Origin of the sequence: Sphingobacterium sp. MYb388, from assembly GCF_037479535.1 — a bacterium.
GTDB classification, from domain to species: Bacteria; Bacteroidota; Bacteroidia; order Sphingobacteriales; family Sphingobacteriaceae; genus Sphingobacterium; species Sphingobacterium anhuiense.
The window spans coordinates 1-22,912 of sequence record NZ_JBBGYV010000009.1 but is presented as its reverse complement, the minus strand read 5'-3'; the positions used below and the strand labels follow the sequence as shown (position 1 = coordinate 22,912).

Below are 22,912 nucleotides of genomic sequence, written 5' to 3'. Positions count from 1 at the left end.
CTAACTTAAAAATACGATGTTAATAGTAAATGTAATTGTACTTCTTCTATTGGACTTTTATATCTTTTTTGCATTAAAGGCAACAAAGATCAAGTTTGCAAAGACTAAAACTTTTGGGATTCTTTGGTGGGGTTATTCAATTTTGCTTTCTCTAGGAGTTATCATTTCCTTTAAATTTAATATTCCACTACTAGTTCGTTCCGTTTTTTTAGTTGCTTTTTTTCTCACAGCAGCTTCTAAATTCTTCTTTTTCTTTGTTCTCATTCTGGATGATTTGAGGAGAGGAGGACTTTGGCTAACGAGACTGTTGACCCCGAAAAAAACGATCAAACAAGCGGTCAATGTGTTGGAAATGCCAATCGCTGAAGAGCCAGTTAAAGGGATCACAAGGTCAGATTTCTTAACAAAGGCGGGGATTTTGGTTGGTGCGTCGCCATTGGTGCCTTTAAGCTGGGGAATTATTTCGGGAGCGTATGATTATCGTGTGCGTCGTCAAAAGTTATACTTGCCAAATTTGCCAGCAGCTTTTCACGGGATGAAGATTGGACAAATTTCTGATGTGCATTCGGGTTCTTTTTATAATAGAAAAGCCGTAAATGGTGGAGTTGACTTATTACTGAATGAAAAACCAGATGCTATTTTTTTTACTGGTGATTTAGTTAATAATGTCGCTTCAGAAATGCGTGATTATCAAGATATATTTTCAAGGGTAAAGGCTGATTTAGGTGTATTCTCAAGTTTAGGAAATCATGATTATGGTGATTATTATTTTGGGAAAGAGGATTCAGCGGCCAAAAGAAAAAATCTTCAGGACTTGATTGAGACACATAAAGTAATGGGCTGGGATCTTTTGAATGATGAGAATCGGATTTTGAAAGTTAACAATGAAGAATTGGCTATTGTTGGTGTACAGAACTGGGGTACCGGCCGATTCCCTAAGCACGGCGATTTGCAAAAAGCTTTGTTGGGTGCAGAAGAACAGTCTGTTAAATTACTTCTTTCCCACGATCCTTCGCACTGGCGGGCTCAGGTGCTAGATACAGATATCGACGTCATGTTCGCGGGGCACACACACGGTATGCAGTTTGGTGTTCGGCTTAAGAATGTTCAATGGAGTCCTGCAAAATATGTGTATAAAGAATGGGCCGGTTTATATAGAGAAAAAAACAATAAGCAACTTTATGTAAATGTGGGCTATGGATTCTTAGGTTACCCGGGTCGAGTAGGAATATTGCCTGAGATCACCATTTTTGAACTTATAAAAGGGAATGATCCGAAAGCACGCGTATAATTAAAGAATAACATTTATAAGGGATGTGGTATTTAAATATGCTTCTCCTACATGTTAGCTGATGACAATAAAAAAAATAAGCACTCAATCGAGTGCTTATTTTTTTATTGTCATTGTCATTTTCTTTAACAGTCTAATTACTATCTTTAACGATCAAAAATTATGAAATAAAAATTAGACCATGCAACAAACATTCGAAATTAATTCGGATCCTCATACCCGGTTGAATATACTTACTGGTGAACGTGTGCTCGTTTCTCCACATCGAAGTAAAAGGCCATGGCAAGGACAAGTCGAAGATGACAATCAAGAACAACGACCATCATACGACCCGAAGTGTTATTTGTGTCCGACGAACGAACGGGCTGATGGAGATGTTAATCCCGATTATAAAGAGAGTTTTGTATTTGTAAATGATTTTTCTGCACTCTTGAAGGATACGCCTACGGCAGATATCAATGAAGATGAGCTTTTTATTGCGGAATCTGAAAAAGGTATTTGTAAAGTTATCGCCTTTTCTCCACGACATGATCTGACACTTCCAGAAATGTCAGTTCTGGCAATAAAAGCGGTAGTAGATGTTTGGCAAAAGGAGTTTACTGCTTTGGCTGAACATGAGTGGATAAAGTATATTCAAATATTTGAAAATAAGGGTGCTATAATGGGGTGTAGCAACCCGCATCCACATGGTCAGATCTGGTCACAAAATCATGTTCCTGTGGAACTTCAGAAGGAGTCGAAAAATCAAAAGACATATTTTGACAATCATGGTGTTACCATGCTAAGTGCATATGTTCAAGCAGAATTGAGAAAAAATGAACGTATTATAGAAGAGAATGACAGTTTTGTTGCGTTAGTTCCATTTTGGGCATCATGGCCGTATGAGACGATGATCGTAAGTAAAAGACCTGTACAGAATATATTAGCTTTCACAGATCAGGAGAAAGAACAGCTGGCCTCAATTTTGAAATTGTTGACAACACGCTACGACAACTTATTTAATACATCATTTCCTTATTCTGCGGGTATGCATCAAGCTCCGGTGAATAGTGGAGACTTTCCGGAATGGCACTGGCATATGCATTTTTACCCACCATTGTTACGTTCTGCTACGGTTAAGAAATTTATGGTAGGTTATGAAATGCTGGCAAATCCACAGCGTGATATTACGCCCGAATTTGCAGCTCAACAATTAAGAAACTGCTCAACGACTCATTATAAAAACGTTTAATTTATGATTACTAAAGAATCTATACAGAATAAATTTACATCCATTTTTCAAGCTGAGCCTATTATTGTACGGTCCCCAGGTAGAATTAATATCATAGGAGAGCATACCGATTATAATGACGGGTTTGTGCTGCCAGCGGCTATCGATAAAGCGGTATATATTGCTGTATCTAAAAGAGATGATGAGTTGATCTCTTTATATGCCGAAGATTACAAGGCCGTCTACGAGATCAGTTTAAATGCTATTGCACCAACAGATTTACATTGGCCTAACTATATCTTGGGGGTTGTTGATCAAATCCAGAAAAGGGGTTTATTGGTTGGTGGATTTAATCTTTATATCGATGGTGATGTTCCCTTAGGAGCAGGTCTATCTTCTTCTGCCGCTGTAGAATGTGCTACGACTTTAGCTTTAAGTGAGCTTTTTGAGTTAAATATTCCACGTTTGGAGATTCCAAAAATTGGACAATTGGCCGAGCATACTTATGCAGGAGTAAAATGCGGTATTATGGATCAGTTTGCTTCAACGTTTGGTAAAAAGGATCAGGTATTAAAGCTCGATTGCCGTTCTTTAGAATATGAATATGTTCCTCTGATATTGGATGGTTATACAATCATTTTACTGAATACAAATGTAAAACATGCATTAGGAGATACTGCGTATAACAAGCGTGTGGAACAATGCAAGCAAGCTATTGATTGGGTTAAGGAAAAATATCCTGAAGTTGTCAATATGCGTGATGTGTCGGTTTCGATGTTGGATGAAATTGTGAAAGATAGAGATGCTGAAGTATATACAAAAACACGTTTTGTCGTTGAAGAAAGCGAACGCGTGCATGAGGCATGTGAGCATCTGAAAGCTGGTAATTTAAAAGCATTAGGACAAAATCTATTGGCGTCACATCATGGTTTGAGTCAAGAATATGAAGTGAGCTGTGCTGAGTCAGATTATTTGGTGGATTTTATCAAACAGTTTCCTGAGGTGCTGGGGGCAAGACAAATGGGGGGTGGTTTTGGTGGTTGCACGATTAATCTTGTGAAAAATGATTTTGTTGTCGCACTTATCGAGAAGATCTCACCAGAATATTTCGCGAAATTTGGTAAGGAATTGACCGTAATACAGGTGAAAACAGATGATGGTACATCTGTTTTGTAATGAATAATCTAAAAAAGGTTTCTATCATTAAATAGAAACCTTTTTTAGATCGTGTACTCATATGACAAATGCTATTATACCATTTCTTTTAAAAGCTTTAAAGCATAACTAATACTATTCACATTACTTAAAGCCAGCCTAAGCTGCTTTTTGATTTCTTTTAAATTACTAATCTCTGGGTGCTGCTGAACAAAAGCAAGTACTCTTCCAAATTGATCTGATTCGAAATAAGTTGATTTTGGGTTGTTAACGAAATATCCTTTTAAAGTGTTTTTCTTGTAGGATATTTTTTCAAATCCAATCTGCTTTCCAAACCATTGTAGGCGCAAAGTATTAAACAATTCAAAGACTTCATGTGGTATCGGACCGAATCGGTCTTCTAATGATACTGCAAAATCTGTCAGTTGGTCTTCATTTTCGAGTTTCGATATTTCCGTATATAGGTTATATCGCTCACTGATATTGGTTACATATTCATCAGGTATCAATACTTCCATATCGGTGTCGATCTGCGTAAAGGAGACATATTTGTGGTCTTTATCATCGGCAAAGACATCTGAGAATTCGTCTTCTTTTAATTCCTGAATTGCTTCATCAAGAATTTTATGATACATCTCAAAACCAATTTCGGCAATAAACCCAGATTGTTCTCCACCTAATAAATTTCCTGAGCCACGAATATCAAGATCGCGCATAGCGACATTAAATCCTGCCCCTAATTCTGAAAACTCTTCGATTGCTGATAATCGTTTATAAGCCTCTGGCGTAAGTGTAGATAATGGAGGGCTTAGCAGGTAACAGAATGATTTTTTATTTGAGCGACCTACACGTCCACGCATCTGATGAAGATCGCTTAGACCAAACATATGCGCATGGTTAATGATGATGGTATTGGCATTGGGAATATCCAATCCGGCTTCGATAATGGTTGTGGCAACCAATACATCAAAATCGTGATTGATAAACTTAAGCATAACATCTTCGAGATCATCACCTTCAAGCTGTCCATGCGCGATACCTACCCGTGCATTAGGGACTAATTTTTGAATCATAGCACCTAGTTGCTTAAGATCGGCAACACGGTTGTGAATAAAGAACACTTGTCCACCGCGTTCCAGTTCAAAGGATACTGCTTCCTGTATCAGTGTTTCATTGAATACATGCAATTCTGTTTGAACAGGTTGACGATTGGGGGGTGGCGTGTTGATTAAACTCAAATCTCGCGCCCCCATCAGCGAAAAGTGTAATGTACGGGGTATAGGGGTTGCGGTTAATGTCAGTGAATCGACATTGGCACGTAATAGTTTTAATTTTTCTTTAACGGAGACTCCAAATTTTTGTTCTTCATCAATGATCATCAGGCCCAGATCTTTAAATTTAACATCCTTACTTACTAGGCGATGAGTACCGATGATAATATCAATTTTCCCCTCAGCTAATTTTGCCAATGTTTCTTTAATTTGTTTTGCTGTTTTAAATCTATTGATATAGTCTATGGTACACGGTAGATCTTTGAGGCGTTCAGTAAAAGTTCGGTAATGCTGATGTGCAAGAATCGTTGTTGGTACAAGTACTGCAACCTGCTTGCTGTCTGCAACAGCTTTAAATGCTGCTCTTATAGCAATTTCCGTTTTTCCAAAACCAACATCACCACATACTAGACGGTCCATCGGATGTGGCGATTCCATATCACGTTTTACATCTGCAGTAGCTTTTTCTTGATCTGGTGTGTCTTCATAAATAAAAGAAGCTTCCAGTTCATTCTGTAAATAAGAATCTGGACTAAAGGCCGTACCGGTCTGTGCTTTACGTTTCGCATAGAGCATGATCAAGTCTCGGGCAATGTCCTTGACTTTTTTCTTTGTGGTTTTCTTTAGCTTGTCCCATACATCTGTTCCCAGTTTATTCATTTTTGGAATAGAACCTTCTTTTCCTGAATACTTGGAAATCCGATTTAAGGAGTTGATGTTTACGTACAGAAGGTCATTGTCAGCATAACTCAATCGGATCATTTCCTGAGATTTGCCATTGACTTCCACTTTCTCAAGTCCAGCATACTTTCCGACACCATGGTCGATATGGGTAATATAATCACCTGGTTTAAGATCTCGCAGATCTTTTAACGTGATGGCCTGACTTTTTTCATAACCTTTTTTTCGCTTGTACTTATAATATCGATCAAAAATTTGATGATCTGTATAGCAGGCTAATTTGACATCATCGTCCCTAAATCCTTCTCTGAATCCTTTATGGACAGGAATAAAGGTAACTGTTTTGTCGAGATCTTCTAAGATTTTATATATCCGCTCTATTTGTTTAGGCGAATCTGAGAAGATTAAATTTTCGATTTTATTTTTCTCATTCTCTTTGAAATTATGGATCAACAGATTGAAATCTTTATTGAATGAGGGTTGTGGGTGGATATCAAATTTGATTGTCGTTTCGGCTTTATAGAAGAATTGTTTTCCGAATTCGACGATTGGGAAATCGAAAAGGAGTGCATTGAAATTTTTTTCGTCAGAAAATCCATAAGCGGGATTTATCCACTCTGAATTGTCTTTCTTTTCTTTTTCTGATAAAGCATTCCAAAACTCGGTTGCTTTTTTATTTCCATCTTTTATCGTATCCAATGTGAACTGAACATCTTTTATCCAAACAACTGCATCTTTGTCAATATACTCCAAAAGGGAAATATTTTGCGCACTTAAGAATTTAGCTTGCACATTGGGGACGATGGTTACTTTATGAATTTTTGATACAGACAGTTGGGATTCGATCTCAAATGTTCGAATGCTTTCAATGTCATCTCCAAAAAATTCTATTCGGTAGGGAAGATCATTAGAAAAAGAGAATATATCGACAATTCCTCCTCGAATGGCGTACTGTCCAGGCTCGTAAACAAAATCTACACGGTCGAAATCGTATTCAAATAGAAACTCATTGATAAAGTCTATACTTAATTTGGTGTTTTCGGTTATTTCTAACGTGTTTTTCTCCAGATCACTTCTATTAATTACCTTTTCAGCAATTGCTTCTGGGTATGTAACAACCATTTTTGGTAATTCGGAAGTATGATTTAGTACATTTAATGTTTCTGCGCGTTGTAAAACATGTGTTGCATCAAGTTGTGTAAAATCAAAAGGTTTACGGTAGGAGGCGGGAAAAAATAATACCTGTTTATCCAGAAGGCTTTCCAGATCACTTAAGAAATAAGATGCATCTTCATGTGTTGGAAGGATAAAGAGGTAGGGGCGTTCTTGTAGGGTATAACTCGCTACTGCAACAACGGCATCAGATGAACCGATAAGGCCTCTTAAATGGACTTTTGGATTTTTAGCTTGTATCGCTTTTGTCAAAGTTTGTGTCAACTCACTTTGACCGTATTTTTCTATAATTTCTTTAATTCCCACGCGTTCACTAATTTGGAATATTGCGAATTTAGTTAAAATGATGGGTTGTTACAAAATAAGCTTTTGCTATCTGCTATAAATAACCAAAAAAATTAGTAAGGTCTCATTGTCATTGGTACTGGACGGTGTTGTAAAACTGTATTATAAGTTTGTATTTACATTTAATACTTTTATATAGTCTTTTAATGCTGTAGCATTTGCTGCATCAAGTATTTCTTGGAAATGCTCTCTATAGTCAAACTGATGGTCCTCATGAATTTTTTCATATTTTGACACAGCATGTTTTATTCTGCCAGCTATATATTTTTGAAGTTTATGTGCGGCAGATTGGTAAGATGAACCAAATAACGATGGGTACATCATGATGGCTCTTTCTAAAATGTAAATACGAAATTCTACTTCACTCAATTTATCTTTTGTGATTTTTTCGTGCTCGTTAACCATGCCGCTGGCTTGTTTTACCAATTTGCTTAATCCTACGAAATTGCTCATACTTGGCGTATTGTACACTTGTGATTCACCTATGTCAAAAAGTTTCTGTAGCTGTTTTCTCAGATGTTCAATGCGTTGTTCTAAGTCAGATTCATCTTCTAAAAGCTGAAAATGTAGTTGTTTGATGAGCATTTTATCTTTACTAATCAATCGGAGTAATAACTTGTCTTTTTCCTTTAAGGGAAGGTTAAGCACAGCTTTTTTTAATTCGGGATCTTGATGAATTGACATGATTTAAAGATAGGTGAAAATTAATGATTTTTAAAATTAGTAACGACGATGTATGCCCTACCTTAAAAAGCGGTTGGCTAATTGTTCATCCTGATGTTACTATAAAATCAAAATTTTAATAACATTATTTTAATAGACCTTCTTGACGTACTACATCTAAAATTATTTATATTTGTAGATAAATACCTACATCCTAATAATCTTCCATTGATTTGAAACTGCTAAATATATTTTTCTGTACGTTAGTTTTTGCGAATACGGCTTTTGCGGATTCTATTAAGCTTGAGGATTTGTTTTCCAGTAAGAGTCGGATTGAATATTTAATCAAACAAGAGAGGGATTTTGGGACTGATACTATTGCTTTAAAAAATTTTTTAAAGCCTATCATTTCTTATTCGAAGATATATGATGATGAGTCCTTGCTCATTGCATACGATAATATGCTTGCAAGAGGATTTGCCAATGTTTATGATTCGGCCAATGCTAGAAGCACAAATCTGTATTTAACTGCGATAAAAAAAGCAAAAAATACCAAAGATAAAGAACTTGAATTTTGGACAAAAGTCAATTATGGGTTTTATCTGTATGATTTGCATAATTATACGGACGCATTTCCAGTTTTCTTAGGTCTACGCGACTTACTGCCTCAGATATCTCTGAAAAAACTTCCTAATCCTGATATTTCCCTACGTAATATGGCTTATTTTTTTGGTAGTATAGGTGATGCTGAGGCTAATATGGAATATCTAAATCTTGCCCGTAAACATGCAGCACCTCAATCAAGAGAAATGGGAAGTATCCTTGATGCATTAGGTACGGCATATCTGAAATTGGCAGATACTGTAACAGCATTTCGTTATTTTAAAGAAGTGGAGTCACTGTCTAAATTTAATGGTGACGAAGTTCGATTGGGTAAGGCACTTGGTAATCAGGCACTCATTTATCGGGGGAAAGGGGATTTCGGAAAAGCAGTTGATTTATTATTGGAAGACCTTGTTTATTCTGAACGCAATAGTAGTAATCAGAATACCATGTACGCTTATATCTTATTGGCTCGAATATATGTCGATCAGGGTAAATTAGACCTCGCTGAGAACGCGATCAAGCGAGCGAGTAATTACGCTACTCAAAAAGTGTATCTGAAAAAATCTGAAAAGGAGATTACGGAAGTTAGATTACAAATTGCTGTAAAGCGACAGGATGACCATAGCGAACTTTTAGCCAGGAGGAGACTGATTCAGATTAATGATAGTTTACAGCTGTGGAATAGTGATGAGAAACTGCAACAATTAAAATGGCTGGCGGATAAACAGAAATATATTCATAGAATAGAACTGGGCAAAGAACAATTCGAGAAAGAATTGTTTAAAAAGAGAGCGTACAGTATTGTTGTTGTATTATTATTGGCGTTATCGATAAGTTTGTATTTTCTTTTTAACAGAAAACTGAAGGTGCGTAGAATTATCTATGAGAGGCGTGTATTAGGCCTGCAGATGGAAAAGTATTTGTCTGACCAAAAGCTAATGGAAGCAAATAATAATTTATCTTCTTTTACTATATATCTAAAAGAGAAGAATGAGTATATCGCTAATTTGAAAGATGAAATAGAAACTGTAAAACAAACTTCGTTTTCTGTTATTGAGAATGAAAGGGGGCAACTACAAGCATTGTTGGAATCCCATTTAATGACTGAAGATAAATGGAGTTTATTTAAGGAAGCTTTTGTAAAGGAGTATCCGCTTTTTTACAATGATATCCTTAGAAAATTCCCAGAATTGACTGAATCAAATCTGAGATTCATATTTTTAGGTAAGTTAGGCTTAAAAAATAACGAGATATCTAATTTATTGGGCGTGACTGAGGATGCTGTGAAGAAAGCTAAACAGAGATTGAAGAAGAAAATAGGGGAAGACCGTTACACCGTATTGTCTTCGAATTTAAAATCGTAGCGCTGTCATAGGTGATCTCCACTTTCAAAGTCAAATATCTGTTTATGGATAAAAAATAAAAGGAGTTAACACTAAACGTTAACTCCTTTTATTTTTTTAATCGATTGGATTTTCCTGCAGGTATTTCTCCCACTTCCAAGCGCTATCCATCATTTCGAAGATGCCTAATTGTGCTTTCCAATTTAACTCATTGGTTGATTTTGTGACATCGCCATATACCTTGACGATATCGCCTTCACGACGTGGTCCTACGACATAGTTTAGTTTTTGGTCTGAAGCTTCTTCAAAAGCTTTTATAGCTTCTAAAACAGAATATCCATTTCCTGTGCCTACATTAAATACATCGTACTTTCCTTTAGGATTTCCTTTTTCCAATAATTTGATTGCTGCAACGTGTGCTTTTGCTAAATCTACAACATGGATAAAGTCACGTACACAGAAACCGTCGTTTGTATCGAAGTCATTTCCAAAAACAGTCAATTTATCGCGTTTTCCTATAGCTGTTTGGGTAATGAATGGAAGAAGATTTTGAGGAACTCCTAATGGTAATTCGCCAATTAATGCTGACTCATGTGCTCCTACAGGATTGAAATAACGTAATGCAATAATATTAAAATTGTCATATGCATTTGCAGTTTCTTCTAATATTTCTTCTGCAATCTGTTTGGTGTTACCATATGGAGAAGTTGCTTTTTTTACTGGGGCAGCTTCGTCAACAGGTAAGTAATCAGGTTCTCCATAAACTGTACAACTGGAAGAGAAGACAAAGTTTATCGGCTTTTCACGATAAGCTTCTAAAAGATTGATTAGGGAGAAGAAGTTGTTGTGATAATATTTTAATGGATTCTGAACGGACTCACCTACTGCTTTAGATGCTGCAAAATGAATGATACCGTTGATATCTGGATTGTTTTTAACAAATTCTAAAACTTTGGTGTCATCACATAGATCAAACTGATGAAACTCAGGCTTTATACCGATGATTTTTTCAATTTGATCTAACATTTTGATGCTAGAATTAGATAAGTTGTCAACGATAACCGGTGTATAGCCTGCATTATGTAATTCAACAACTGTATGCGAACCAATATATCCTGTTCCGCCTGTTACAAGTATTTTGCTCATTGTTTATAGTTATAATATGTAAAGTCTTTGTGATCTAAATGCTCAGTTGATACCTATCGATAATATGTCATCGTTTTTTTAATCTTACCGCTTCGGTTATTAAAATTCGTTTCCCAGCCTTATTTTCTACTTATTTCCAACAATTAGAAAAGGGTTTAATATCTTTGACGAATATAAGTATTATTTTACGAACATGCGTCTTCTTTATTCTTTAGGAATTCATCTTTATGGGCTTTTATTACGCTTAATAGCGCCTTTTCATCCGAAAGCAAAGCTTTGGGTAGAGGGGCGTAGGGACTGGTATGCACGCATGAATCAAACGGTTGAAACGGGGCAAAATCACATCTGGTTTCATTTTGCTTCTTTGGGTGAATTTGAGCAGGGAAGGGCTGTTTTGGAAGGAATAAAAAAAGATTTCCCCTTAAAAAAAATTGTTATTACTTTTTATTCTCCCTCGGGATATGAAGTTCGTAAAAATACAAATTTAGCAGATTACGTTTTTTATTTACCTGAGGATACAGCAAAAAATGCAAAACTGTTTATTGATTTAATTAATCCTGAGTTTGTAGTTTTTACAAAATATGAGTATTGGTATCATTATTTTTCTGAGCTGAAAAATAGACAGATATCATTATTGATGATTTCTGCCATTTTCAGGCCTGATCAAATTTTCTTCCAGCCTTATGGCGGTTTTTTTCGAGAGATATTGAGTGCTGTGACTTATTTTTTCATGCAGAATGAAGAAAGTGTTCATTTATTGAAAGAGCATGGATTTAGAAATGTTGGGTTAACAGGGGATACGCGATTTGATCGTGTGGTTGAATTGCCTAAGCAGAGAAAACAGATCGATGAGGTTACGCAATTTGTCGCAGAATATCCAGTTTTGGTTGCGGGTAGTACTTGGCAAGAAGATGAGCAGTTATTAAAAGATTTAATGTTGAAATTTCCGAAGTGGAAGCTGATATTGGCTCCACATGAAATTCATGATACTCATATAAGGGCAATTTTAGCGTTATTTCCTGATGCTTTACAATTCTCTAAATATGTTTCGTATGCTGATGAAAGAGTAGCACATGCTCAAGTGCTGATTATTGATAATATTGGCATGCTGTCGTCGCTATATGGTTATGGAAAGATGAGTTATATCGGTGGAGGCTTTGGAATTGGTATTCATAATACATTAGAGGCTGCTACTTATGGTATTCCCGTTATATTTGGTCCTAAATATCATAAATTTCAAGAGGCTAAAGATCTGATTGAGCAAGGCGCTGGGTTTTCAATTCAAAATCGGGAAGAACTGTATAAAGTGTTTACATGTCTGCAGGATAGTGTAAAAAGAGAATATTCCGGGAAACAAGCAAAATGTTTTGTGCAGCAGCATGCTGGTGCTACTGCAATTATTATGAAATATCTTTATTCTTCTAAATTATTGAAGTAAGGTGTTTATGAGAAATATGATCGAACTTTGATCATACAAGTTTGATCATTTAGTCTACAATAAACAGTTCTGACATAATGTGATCGGCCATGAGTTTTCCTGTATCTGTAAGGGTCAGCTGATTTTCAACTTGAGTTAACTGCTTGTTGTAGATGAACTCTTCAGCATTGTTCAATAATTGTTTTTTAACCTCTGATCCGAATTTATCTTCCACTATTGTAAGATTAATACCCCACATCGTCCTTAGTGAGGTCATCGTATATTCATTGATACGGTCTAAGGCTGATAATTCTTCAGTTTCCAAAGGAAGTACTCCTTGGTAGATATCGTGTATATATTTGGCATTATTCGCGATATTCCATGAACGTGATGTACCATTAAATGAATGTGCAGATGGACCTATGCCTAAATAATGCTTTCCTTTCCAATAGTTCGTATTATGCTTTGCATACATCCCATTTTTAGCAAAATTAGAAATTTCATATTGTTCAAACCCTGCAGTTGTTAATCGATCAATCAGCATCAACATTTGATCCGCTGCTTGATCGCTATCTATTGCGGCTGCTTTTCCTGTTTTGATCATATGATCGAGCGCTGTTTTCTTTTCTACAGTCATCGAGTAGGATGAGATATGCGGAATCTGAAAATCCAGTAGCTTTTGCATATTCATTTTCCACTTTTCATCGGTTAATAATGGAAAGCCATAGATCAGGTCGCAGGTTATATTTTCGAATCCAGCATCTTGAACCCGCATAATACAGGATTCGGCTTCTTCTTGATTGTGTGCCCGGTTCATCCATCTTAGATCTTCTTCAAAAAAGGATTGAATGCCGATACTAAAACGATTGATTTCTGTTTGCCGCAGTTTCGCTACTTTTTCTCGCTTAAGATCGTCGGGATTAGCTTCTAAGGTAATCTCAACATTGGTGTCAATTTCGAAATGCTGCGATACTTTGTCAATCAGTCTGGAGATATCTTCCGCTTCTAGTATAGAGGGGGTGCCACCGCCAAAGTAAATGGACTGAATATTTTTGTCTTCCAGATAATCAGCTCTAAGTTCCACTTCCTTGTATAGCATGCTGAGCATTTCGTCTTTATATTTCAGTGACGTGCTGAAGTGAAAGTCACAGTAATGACAGGCTTGCTTACAGAATGGAATGTGAAAGTAGATCATGGGTACGTTTTATATGAAGGCAAAGGTAAAGGAAAATCCATATTTAAATGGATTTATTCTATTTCTTTGGTATACTGTTGCATGTTTTTATGAACTCTTCTTTTGATCCGATCGCGTAGATTACGGGGAGCAATAACCTCTATATTCTCGCCAAAGCCCAATATTTCTCGTTCCAGTTCAAAGTTTAAAACGACATCAAGACGAATCATGATACTACCATCATTATTTTTATCGATGATCTGTTGAGAGCTGTGTAATGGTTTGGTCTCTACATAAGGAGCATTGAAACTGTCAATTTTTAAAATTACTTTTTGGCCTCGGTCTTTGTGGCTTTTTGTTACGCCGATTGTATCGGCAAAGTAACGATCGAAATCAATTCCATCATAGGCTATGAAACCATTTTTTGCCATTTCATCAATATCTACAATACGATCAAGGGCAAGGTTGAGTAATAATTTTCCTTTTTTTGGTTTACAGATTAAAAACCACCTATTTCGGTATTCTTTTAAAAGGTATGGGTAATAAACATCTTGCGTTGGTGCAAGCGACTTAAATGATTTGTAGGTGATAAGTAAAGGTATTTCTTCGAGGATGGCATGATGTAAGGTACTGATCCAGTTCAAACCTTTCAGTAGTTTATTACTTTCCATTTGCACGACAGGTTTTTGAATTCCTACGGATTTAATGAGTGTATTTTCTAAACGTAAGATCATATCACTCATCTCGTCAAAATAAGAAAATCCATTAAGATGCTTGAGTAAATCCACGGCTTCTTTCATCTTCTTCATATCTAAGGAGGTGATGGGTGAATTACTGATGCTATATTTTGGATCACTATAGCTGTAAAATTTCCGATCTGTCACAATGATTGGAGCATTATATCCTAACTTATTGCTACGCATAAGCTGTATGTCTCCTTGAATCGTTCTTTTACTTATCCCATTATGGATACCTTCCAGTTCGTAAAGGGCATTGGATACTTTTTCAATGAGATCTTCTAACGTCCATTTGCGATGACGTTGACATAAACAACTGTCTATGGTTTTGTAGCGTATTAATGCAAGTTTATTGGTGGACATCTTCTTTTTGATGAAATTTTACAAAGTTAAATGTACAAAATTCATTTTTACTGCGCAATGTATTTGCGCATGAAGTTTTTTGTTAAGATTTTTTTTATATATATTCAAATTTATAAATTTGATTTTCAGTTATATATGTATTTTTTGTATTGTTTTTTAAAAGTATTTTTTGCTACGCAGTAAGGTTGCGTGATTAGGTGTGCACATTTGTAATGTCGATCAAGACAAATAGTTCTTTGAGAAATTAAGCGAATAGCTTTTAAGATATATACCTGAAAAGGTGTATGACATAGTGGATTATTTTAAAGTCCTCGTCTCCTGTTTCTGTATAGCAGGGTAGTATTATTTCAGTTGAAAATAATATGCTGACTTAAAAAACTACTATTGTCTCATGTTGGGGTCGTAGGTTCGAATCCTACCTCCGTCTCGAACGGAGTAACTCAGGGGGTAGAGTACAACAAAAAGGTGGGTTCGAATCCCACGCACATCTCAAAAGTGTGTCCATCGGTTGGAGGAACGAAAGTTCCATGTTCAAGTTTAAACTTTCTTTAAAAAAGTTTCCACTTAATAAGCGCTTCGTCTCTCGTTTGGTTTTCTCTTTTTGTGAAAAGGGCAGACAATTGAATGGGGTCTTTGTAGTATAAAATAGGTTCTAAAAGCAACAATAGGGTTGAGGATAGTGGAATACTTAAAAGTAATACAGGAATGGGCTGTATTTTATTTAGGGATAAGCTGTCATCATTTTATTTTTCTTTTAGCCCACTTTTATATTCCGGTCATATTCAATAAACAGGAATCGAAGCGTTTATAAATAATTGGATGATCTTTTTGATCGCGAGAAAATGTTAGAACAATAGTATATTCTGATAAAACACAGTGTTTTGTGTTGGGGAAGAGTATAATAAAAAATAAAATTAGAAATGAAAAGAGTAAGTATAGATATCAATCAATTGGGATTAGTTGTTAAAAAAAATCGTTATATCCGCGTAGTGCCTGCTGGAAAATACTGGCTAGGTTTTGGTGAAAAACTGGAATTATATGATTTGTCGAAGCCTTTTCCAGGTAGCTTGGATGTCGATGTATTGATGCAGCTTGCAGGTTTTTCGGAGCATGTGGAATTGGTGGAAGTTTCCGATAATGAGATCTGTCTGATTTTTGTTAACAACAACTATAAGCAGGTACTAGCAGCGGGCAGGCATGTTTTCTGGAAGGGTTTATTAACCTATCATTTTCAAAAGGAGGATATTACTGATATAGAAATAGGAACGACAGTACATAAGCAACTGTTGGAGAAGCAGACGCTGGCTTACTACGTACGGCAGTTTAAGTTGGAGCCTTCGGAAAAAGGTTTACTATTTCTTAATGGAGCATTTTCAAAGATATTGGAAGCGGGTACATATTACTGGTGGAAAAATGCGACATCCATCAGTATTTCAAAAGTAGATATACGATTGACGACTATGGATATTGCTGGTCAAGAGATTTTGACTAAAGACAAGGCGCAGATTAGGATTAATTTTTCGATACAGTACCAAGTTGTGGATGTACTGAAAGCAATGCTTGAAAACAAAGATTTTGAGAAGCAGTTGTATATGTTGATGCAATTGGCATTACGTTCTTATATAGGTCGAATGACTTTGGATGAACTGATGGACAATAAATCTGCAATCAACGCACATGTGCTAGAGGAGACTGCTTCACAGGTTGAATTGCTGGGTGTCAAGGTATTTCATGCCGGTGTTAAAGATATCATCTTGCCAGGAGATATCCGAGAGATAATGAATCAGGTACTGGTCGCGGAAAAAAAAGCTCAAGCCAATATCATCACGCGGCGTGAAGAAACTGCTTCTACAAGAAGCTTGTTGAATACAGCGAAATTAATGGAAGATAACGCGATGTTGTTTAAATTGAAAGAGATGGAATATGTGGAGAAGATTGCAGAAAAAATAAACAATATTTCGGTTTCGGGTAATGGTCAGATTGTGGATCAGCTGAAGCAGCTGTTTGTGAAATGATAGAGTTATCGTTTTATTTTAGCGTAAAACGGAGGTATAAATAAAGAGGCGCAGGGGACAGCGGTAAAGAGGTGCTGTTCCTTGCTTAAGAGAAATGAATAACCGATGTGAAAGATTGTCAATCTGTAAGCAATGGTTTCAGTACAATGGATTTGAGTAAGATCATGATGGAAAATAAAAGAATAAATGGCAATGACTTAATTGCTTTAGGCTATGAAGAGAATTTTGCTTTAGGTGAAGCATTGAAAATTAATAAAAAGAGATTAGGGTTTACCCGTGAAGAGATGTTGTTGAAGTTTGCAGAAGTATTGGCCACTCCGGATAGCTATTTGGAGGATGGGCTATTCAAGTCGCTAGCGTCAGCACTTTTAAATGTTGATGAAGTAGCTAAAGCTACGATTTCTTTAAAGGAGGGGAAACAACAATACACTATTTATGGTGAGTCACAGATTGAAGAGGGGGCATTGCGCCAGATGGATCTAGCGATGAAGCTTCCTATTGCAGTTGCAGGAGCATTAATGCCCGATGCGCATCAAGGATATGGTTTGCCAATTGGTGGGGTATTGGCTACTCATCATGCTGTCATTCCTTATGGTGTGGGTGTTGATATCGGTTGTCGAATGGCATTGTCAATTTTTGATGTACCCGAAGAGCATCTTTATCTGCATCATGATTTATATAAGAAAGTGATTATGGATAATACCAAATTTGGTGCTGGACATGGTTATTTAAAACATGAACGTGTTGACCACGCTGTATTAGCGAATAAAGCTTTTGAAGCGAATGATTTTATTCGTCAATTAAAGGATAAGGCTTGGACGCAGTTAGGCTCTTCTGGTGGGGGAAATCACTTTGTTGAATTTGGGGTCATGGAGTTTAAAGAAACAGATCGTACACTTGGTATTGAGAAAGGTCGATATGTGGCTTTATTGACGCACTCGGGATCTAGGGGATTGGGCGCAACTATTGCCGATCATTATACTAAATTGGCTAAAAAGCTTTGTTCTTTACCTTATGAAGCTCAGAATTTGGCTTATATGAGTTTAGATACTGCGGAAGGGCAAGAGTATTGGTTAGCGATGAATCTTGCTGGTGATTATGCTTCGGCTTGCCACGAGGTAATACATGAGAAAATCGGTAGGGCATTAGGTGCAGAGCGATTGGCGATGATCGAAAATCATCATAATTTTGCATGGAAGGAGTTACACCAAGGCGAGGAGGTGATTGTGCATCGGAAGGGAGCAACTCCTGCCGCGAAAGGGGTGCTGGGTATTATTCCTGGATCGATGGCAACTCCAGGTTTCTTAGTACGAGGGAAAGGAAAAGAGGAGGCAATTCATTCGGCTTCTCATGGTGCTGGACGTTTGATGAGTCGTACGAAAGCTATAAAAACCATAGCCCGTAAAGATCTAAAATCCATGTTGTCGGATAATGGTATCACTTTAATCGGTGCCGGATTGGATGAAGCACCAATGGCTTATAAAAATATTCACGAGGTGATGGCTGCGCAAGAAGATCTGGTAGATATTATCGCGAGTTTCTCTCCGAAGATTGTGCGCATGGCTGATGATGGAAGTCGGGAAGATTAACATAAAAATAAGAGGCCGGTTTATTAACCGGCCTCTTATTTTTATGTTATTTCTTTTCCCAGATATTGTCGTTGGATTCAATATCTGCTAAGCGTAGCGATGGATCAATGATTACTTTTGCTGGTTTTTTTGTTAAATTGATCTCATAGGATGGCTGTGTCCAGTTCCAGTCTTCCAATGTTGTTCTTTTAATACCTTCGTATATCTTGAAGTTTTCCGATGGCTTTTCGCCTCTCATTTCACGTAATGGGATATAGAAAAGTTCTTTTGTGCCATCTTCATAGGTTACTGATAGATCAATAGGCATTGCAAAGTCGGATTTGTTCTGTAAGATAATTTCTTTATCGGTAACCGTTTTGATTGCATAATCAATCTTACGAGTTGTGTTTATAAAGAGGTTGAAGTACCATTTCAGATTGATTCCTGATATATTTTCTGCAATTCTTTTAAAATCATTCGGTGTTGGATGTTTGAATTTCCATTGTTTATAGAATTCTAAAAATGTTTTGTCCAAGTTATCTTTACCGATAATATAACCCAACTGTACTGCTAGTACCTGGCCTTTGTTGTAAGCTTCATTACTGTATGCATAGTTGGTGTTGTAATAATCGGCAAGTAGGCTTGCAGGTTCTTCTTTTCCTGATAAAGCTAGTTTGTAATATGCACGATAAGCTTCTATTGATGGGTTAGCTTCAATGGCTCCACGTTTTTCAAATAGATTTTGCATGGCAAGTTCTTCTACATAAGAAGTGAAACCTTCGTCAAACCATTCGTCTACGGTTTCATTAATGCCAAATAAGTGCTGGTACCACGAGTGGGCTGCTTCGTGGAAGATGACACCAACTAGGCTTTTTAAATTACGGCCACCTGTAACCAACGTTGCAGTTCCATATTCCATTCCTCCATCTCCTCCTTGGATAATGGTATAATTTGGCCAAGGGTAAGCTCCAAATGTCTTAGAATTGAAATCAAAAAACTCTGTTGCTAATCCAAGTGCTGTTTTCCAATTTGTTTTGACAGAATCGCTTTCTGGAACATATACTGTATAAACATGCACTCCTTGGTTGCTCTTCGCGGAGTCAACAACAAATTTTGGATCTGCAGCCCAAACAAAGTCATGGATGTTTTTAGCAACATAGTGCCATTGGACTTTATTATCTTTTGCTTTAATCCTTGGTTTTCCAACATAGCCTTTTACTTCTGTAGGGTTTTGTAAAACACCGGATGCGCCTAGAATATAATTTTTGTTGATATTGATGGTGATATCAAAGTCTCCAAATGGGGCGATAAATTCGCGTCCAATATACTCATCTAAGTGCCATCCAAATTCATCAAAATGTGCCATTTTAGGATACCATTGCGCCATGGATAAGGCGACTCCTTCTTTAGAATTGCGTCCCGATCTTCTGATTTGTTCAGGGACTTGGGCTTCCCAGTTCATCTCAAATGTTGCGGTTTCGCCGTCTTCAATTTCATTAGGAAGGGTCACTTCTAAAATGGTACCATCAACTTTGAAATTGGTGTTGTTACCATTCATCGTTAATGATTTTATTTTTTGATAACCAATTTGTTTTGCTGTTAATGTAGCAATACGGCTCTGGTATTTGGGTTTATCTTTTGTTCCAAGATTGGTGGTCATTCTTTTGTCTGGATCGGCAATGTTTGCCAGTCTGTTGTCCATCATTGATCCTGGTTGAAAGGCGTTGAAATACAGGTGGAAATACACTTTTTTGAGTGATTGTCCTGAATTATTACTGTATTTCAATTGCATATTTCCGTCATATTGATATGTCTTCTCATTCACATCAATGTTCATTTTATAATCTACGGTCTGTTGCCAATAGCCTTTTCGTTGTGCTGTTGCTGTCTGAAAGACGAACAATCCTACGATTAATGTGTAGAGGTATTTCAAATTCATGGTCCAAATTTACAAAAATGATTAGGAATTTGTGGAACTTAAAGAAGTGCTGTTTTGTAATATTTGTTTGATAAAGGGTTGTTTTTACATCTTTCAATTGTTATTTTAGATATATATCTAATCAAATTTATATGGAGGAAACCTATTATAAATCTTCAGGAAAAGCTCCGATTGGGGGAGTCCTATTTGCTATTGTTGCTGGATTATGTGCTTCTGTTATTTTAGCTATTGTTTATATTGCTTTGCAATGGTTTATACCACTTGTGTATTTCAATTTTTTAATCACATTTGGATTAGCATATGGTTTATTTTATGTCATTGATGTTCTTCTAAAGATAGGAAAAGTTAGGAACAGGATGATTGCACTTTTGCTTACTTTGATCTGTACTTTGGTTGCCTGTTATGCGCAATGGTGCTTATTTGTTTCTTTGATGTTTAATGCGGAAGGTACAATGGGAGGTGATATATGGGTGAAGTCTTCCTTTAATTTGGATGGTTTTTTATACTTTCTATTTCACCCAACGGATACCTTTAGCGGGATTCAAGAATTAAATGCAGTTGGAACTTTTTCTCTACAGAAAAATGTTGTGAGTGGCTGGCCTTTGTGGATTTTATGGGGTATTGAGGCGGCTACCATTATTATCTATCCTATGGTATTAGCCTTTTCGGGTAAGACAACTGAACCTTTTTCTGAGAGGGGTAATGAATGGATGAGAAAAAGGGAACTGGAAAAACAAATTGCTTATATCCAAGATAAGCAGATACCCGAACAGAATTTGCAAAAAAAAGATTTTGCAAGCCTACAAACGTATCTTCAAAGTGATGATTTGGGTGCTACGTTTGCAACTGTCACGATTTATGAATCTGACGCTGATAATTATCAATATATTTCAGTGGTTAATCATAAATTGGGCACAAATAAAAAGGGCGATATTGTTGATAATAAGACGAATGTCCTCACATACTTCAAGATTTCTGAACGTAGTCTTTAAAAATAGAAAAAGCGGATTAATCCGCTTTTTCTATTTAATAAGCTGGCCATTCTTTTCTTTCCAATCTTTCATGGAACCACTATAATTTTTAATCTTTTTTATCCCTGCTCTATAAAGGAGTGAAGTGGCTATAGTAGCACGATCTCCTGACTGACAGTGTAAATAAAGTTCTTTGTTGGTGTCAATTTTATGAAGATTTTCGGTTAAAGTTCCCACGAATAAATGTGTTGCATTTGGAAGATGTGCAGTTTTAAATTCATTCTCATTGCGAACATCTAGAATTTGTGCATTAGGATTATTTAAAGCATTATTCATTTCTTCGAAATCAATAATTTTCTGCTTTTCAAGAGGTAAGCCAAGTGTCGTTATTGTTTCGGGAGTGATAAAACCAATCGCCTGATCAATACCTATGCGCATTAGTTTTCGTGTAACGTCTTCTAATTGGTCTTTTGAAACAATGAGTATAAAAGGGTTATTATAATCTAATATCCAGCCAGCCCAATTGCTGAATGCTTTGTTATTTTGAATGTTAATGCTATTTGGGATAAATCCTTTTGCAAACTCTATTTTATGGCGTGTATCAATAACTGTTACATTATTTTGATAATGCGATACAAATTCATTCGTCTCTAATTCTTTGTAATTGGGTACGGATGTTAATAATGGACGCTTGATTTTGTTGAGTTTTTTCATCATTGCAAAATACTTTGGTGGTTCTGGCTGCCCACTTAACAGTTCTTCTACAAATCCCACTTCATTATTTCCAAATTGTAATGCCCAGTTTCTTACTTTTTCATATCCGACAGTTGTACTTGGGACTGCGCCTAAAGCTTTTCCACACGCTGATCCTGCTCCATGTGCAGGCCATACTTGGACGAATTCGGGAAGGTTGGCAAATATTTTCAAGGATTCGAACATTTGATGTGCTCCAATTTCTTTTGTGCCAATAAGTCCTGCCGCATTTTCTAATAGATCTGGACGACCCACATCGCCAACGAAGACAAAATCTCCTGTAAATAACATGACGGGTTCGCTCGTTGCTGGAGTATCGGTTAATAGGAAACTGATACTTTCAGGCGTATGTCCTGGTGTATGTAGTACTTTGAAAATAAGATTCCCTAATTTTATTTCATCTTGATGCTTTAACCCGATATGATCAAAATCATACTGCCACTCTGGCCCTCCTTCATCAGATAGATAGAGTTGAGCTCCTGTTAGCGATGCTAATTCTAATGATCCCGAAAGATAGTCGGCATGAATGTGGGTTTCTGCGATATGAGTTATTTTTAAATTGTTTTTTTCTGCAATTGATAGGTATGTGTCTACATCTCTTTTAGGATCTATCACAATTGCTACGCCTTTGGCTTGACAGCCAATAAGGTAACTTGCATGTGCTAATGATGATTCGAAAATGTGTTGGAAAAACATAATTTATTTCTTTATAAATTTATAAACTGACTGATTTCGGTACCTGCTATGGCAATGCCTATTGCTCCAAGAAAGTATCCAAATACTACTTTTAAATTTTCTGGCTTTAATTTCGTTTTCAATTGGAATCCAATCATCAATCCAATCAGTGTGATTCCTGTAAAGATAATTAATATTGCCCAATTGATTTGATCTAAGTGTCTGAAATTGCTGAGTAGACCGAATGTGGCGTTAATGGTAATAATGAATAGGGATGCCGCCGTGGCTTGTTTAATGTTAATTTTCATTAATAAGACGAGTGCGGGTACGATGATAAATCCTCCTCCGGCCCCCACCAATCCAGTTAATAATCCAGTGATAAATCCGATGGTTATTAAATGAGCTATAGTATTGCG

Annotated in this window: 16 protein-coding genes; 8 read left to right on the top strand and 8 right to left on the bottom strand. The window is 36.5% G+C overall.

Annotation, left to right across the window (positions count from 1 at the left end; genetic code table 11):
* The first annotated feature begins 16 nt into the window (after nt 1–16).
* The 3 genes from WH188_RS21805 (at nt 17) to galK (ending at nt 3,677) form a co-directional block, all read left to right on the top strand.
* Nucleotides 17–1,291: a metallophosphoesterase gene (locus WH188_RS21805; protein ID WP_132771607.1), complete on the top strand. Its 1,275-nt coding sequence runs from the start codon at nt 17–19 to the stop codon at nt 1,289–1,291.
* A gap of 181 nt (nt 1,292–1,472) precedes the next feature.
* Nucleotides 1,473–2,522 carry a UDP-glucose--hexose-1-phosphate uridylyltransferase gene (locus tag WH188_RS21800; protein WP_132771606.1) on the top strand — a complete coding sequence of 350 codons (1,050 nt, stop codon included), beginning with the start codon at nt 1,473–1,475 and terminating at the stop codon, nt 2,520–2,522.
* Between the two features lie 3 nt (nt 2,523–2,525).
* Nucleotides 2,526–3,677 carry a galactokinase gene (gene galK, locus WH188_RS21795; RefSeq protein ID WP_206368610.1) on the top strand — a complete coding sequence of 384 codons (1,152 nt, stop codon included), beginning with the start codon at nt 2,526–2,528 and terminating at the stop codon, nt 3,675–3,677.
* Nucleotides 3,678–3,751: 74 nt separating this feature from the next.
* Here galK and mfd read toward each other — a convergent pair whose 3' ends face one another.
* Nucleotides 3,752–7,087: a transcription-repair coupling factor gene (gene mfd / locus WH188_RS21790; protein ID WP_132771605.1), complete on the bottom strand. Its 3,336-nt coding sequence runs from the start codon at nt 7,085–7,087 to the stop codon at nt 3,752–3,754.
* A 141-nt stretch (nt 7,088–7,228) separates the two neighbouring features.
* Nucleotides 7,229–7,810 (bottom strand): hypothetical protein, encoded by a 582-nt coding sequence (locus tag WH188_RS21785; protein ID WP_021187994.1) that lies wholly within the window; start codon nt 7,808–7,810, stop codon nt 7,229–7,231.
* 212 nt (nt 7,811–8,022) lie between these two features.
* Between WH188_RS21785 and WH188_RS21780 the strand changes: the two genes are divergently transcribed.
* Nucleotides 8,023–9,759, top strand: coding sequence for a hypothetical protein (locus tag WH188_RS21780; RefSeq protein ID WP_339424641.1), 1,737 nt, complete (start codon nt 8,023–8,025; stop codon nt 9,757–9,759).
* A 96-nt stretch (nt 9,760–9,855) separates the two neighbouring features.
* Here the strand turns inward: WH188_RS21780 and galE are convergent, their stop codons facing one another.
* Nucleotides 9,856–10,884: a UDP-glucose 4-epimerase GalE gene (galE, locus tag WH188_RS21775; RefSeq protein ID WP_168127914.1), complete on the bottom strand. Its 1,029-nt coding sequence runs from the start codon at nt 10,882–10,884 to the stop codon at nt 9,856–9,858.
* Between the two features lie 193 nt (nt 10,885–11,077).
* On the opposite strand from galE, the gene WH188_RS21770 reads away from it, so the two are divergent.
* The gene (locus tag WH188_RS21770) at nt 11,078–12,322 is read left to right on the top strand and encodes a 3-deoxy-D-manno-octulosonic acid transferase (protein ID WP_132771602.1); all 1,245 of its coding nucleotides are present in this window, start codon (nt 11,078–11,080) and stop codon (nt 12,320–12,322) included.
* Nucleotides 12,323–12,371: 49 nt separating this feature from the next.
* Here WH188_RS21770 and hemW read toward each other — a convergent pair whose 3' ends face one another.
* Both hemW and WH188_RS21760 read right to left on the bottom strand, forming a co-directional pair.
* A complete protein-coding gene (gene hemW, locus WH188_RS21765; protein ID WP_031286993.1) occupies nt 12,372–13,496 on the bottom strand; it encodes a radical SAM family heme chaperone HemW in 1,125 nt (374 codons plus the stop codon).
* A gap of 53 nt (nt 13,497–13,549) precedes the next feature.
* Nucleotides 13,550–14,575 (bottom strand): helix-turn-helix transcriptional regulator, encoded by a 1,026-nt coding sequence (locus WH188_RS21760; RefSeq protein WP_132771601.1) that lies wholly within the window; start codon nt 14,573–14,575, stop codon nt 13,550–13,552.
* A 920-nt stretch (nt 14,576–15,495) separates the two neighbouring features.
* Here WH188_RS21760 and WH188_RS21755 point away from each other — a divergent pair.
* Entirely contained in the window at nt 15,496–16,590 is a 1,095-nt protein-coding gene (locus WH188_RS21755) for a slipin family protein (protein WP_132771600.1), read from the top strand.
* A 107-nt stretch (nt 16,591–16,697) separates the two neighbouring features.
* Nucleotides 16,698–18,179 (top strand): RtcB family protein, encoded by a 1,482-nt coding sequence (locus WH188_RS21750; protein WP_243655461.1) that lies wholly within the window; start codon nt 16,698–16,700, stop codon nt 18,177–18,179.
* 46 nt (nt 18,180–18,225) lie between these two features.
* Here the strand turns inward: WH188_RS21750 and WH188_RS21745 are convergent, their stop codons facing one another.
* A complete protein-coding gene (locus WH188_RS21745; protein ID WP_168127913.1) occupies nt 18,226–20,097 on the bottom strand; it encodes a M1 family metallopeptidase in 1,872 nt (623 codons plus the stop codon).
* Between the two features lie 131 nt (nt 20,098–20,228).
* Between WH188_RS21745 and WH188_RS21740 the strand changes: the two genes are divergently transcribed.
* Entirely contained in the window at nt 20,229–21,089 is an 861-nt protein-coding gene (locus WH188_RS21740; RefSeq protein ID WP_132771598.1) for a hypothetical protein, read from the top strand.
* Between the two features lie 30 nt (nt 21,090–21,119).
* Here the strand turns inward: WH188_RS21740 and WH188_RS21735 are convergent, their stop codons facing one another.
* A complete protein-coding gene (locus WH188_RS21735) occupies nt 21,120–22,517 on the bottom strand; it encodes an MBL fold metallo-hydrolase (protein ID WP_021192213.1) in 1,398 nt (465 codons plus the stop codon).
* A gap of 11 nt (nt 22,518–22,528) precedes the next feature.
* On the bottom strand, nt 22,529–22,912 hold a 384-nt coding region (locus WH188_RS21730; protein WP_339424640.1), incomplete at its 5' end, for a sulfite exporter TauE/SafE family protein.

Bases quoted from the DNA above. Each gene is read 5' to 3' on its own strand.
- WH188_RS21755 (WP_132771600.1), top strand. From the start codon at position 15,496: ATGAAAAGAGTAAGTATAGATATCAATCAATTGGGATTAGTTGTTAAA.
- galK (WP_206368610.1), top strand. From the start codon at position 2,526: ATGATTACTAAAGAATCTATACAGAATAAATTTACATCCATTTTTCAA.
- WH188_RS21770 (WP_132771602.1), top strand. From the start codon at position 11,078: ATGCGTCTTCTTTATTCTTTAGGAATTCATCTTTATGGGCTTTTATTA.
- WH188_RS21805 (WP_132771607.1), top strand. From the start codon at position 17: ATGTTAATAGTAAATGTAATTGTACTTCTTCTATTGGACTTTTATATC.
- WH188_RS21760 (WP_132771601.1), bottom strand. From the start codon at position 14,575: ATGTCCACCAATAAACTTGCATTAATACGCTACAAAACCATAGACAGT.
- WH188_RS21745 (WP_168127913.1), bottom strand. From the start codon at position 20,097: ATGAATTTGAAATACCTCTACACATTAATCGTAGGATTGTTCGTCTTT.
- WH188_RS21740 (WP_132771598.1), top strand. From the start codon at position 20,229: ATGGAGGAAACCTATTATAAATCTTCAGGAAAAGCTCCGATTGGGGGA.
- WH188_RS21785 (WP_021187994.1), bottom strand. From the start codon at position 7,810: ATGTCAATTCATCAAGATCCCGAATTAAAAAAAGCTGTGCTTAACCTT.
- WH188_RS21800 (WP_132771606.1), top strand. From the start codon at position 1,473: ATGCAACAAACATTCGAAATTAATTCGGATCCTCATACCCGGTTGAAT.
- WH188_RS21735 (WP_021192213.1), bottom strand. From the start codon at position 22,517: ATGTTTTTCCAACACATTTTCGAATCATCATTAGCACATGCAAGTTAC.
- galE (WP_168127914.1), bottom strand. From the start codon at position 10,884: ATGAGCAAAATACTTGTAACAGGCGGAACAGGATATATTGGTTCGCAT.
- hemW (WP_031286993.1), bottom strand. From the start codon at position 13,496: ATGATCTACTTTCACATTCCATTCTGTAAGCAAGCCTGTCATTACTGT.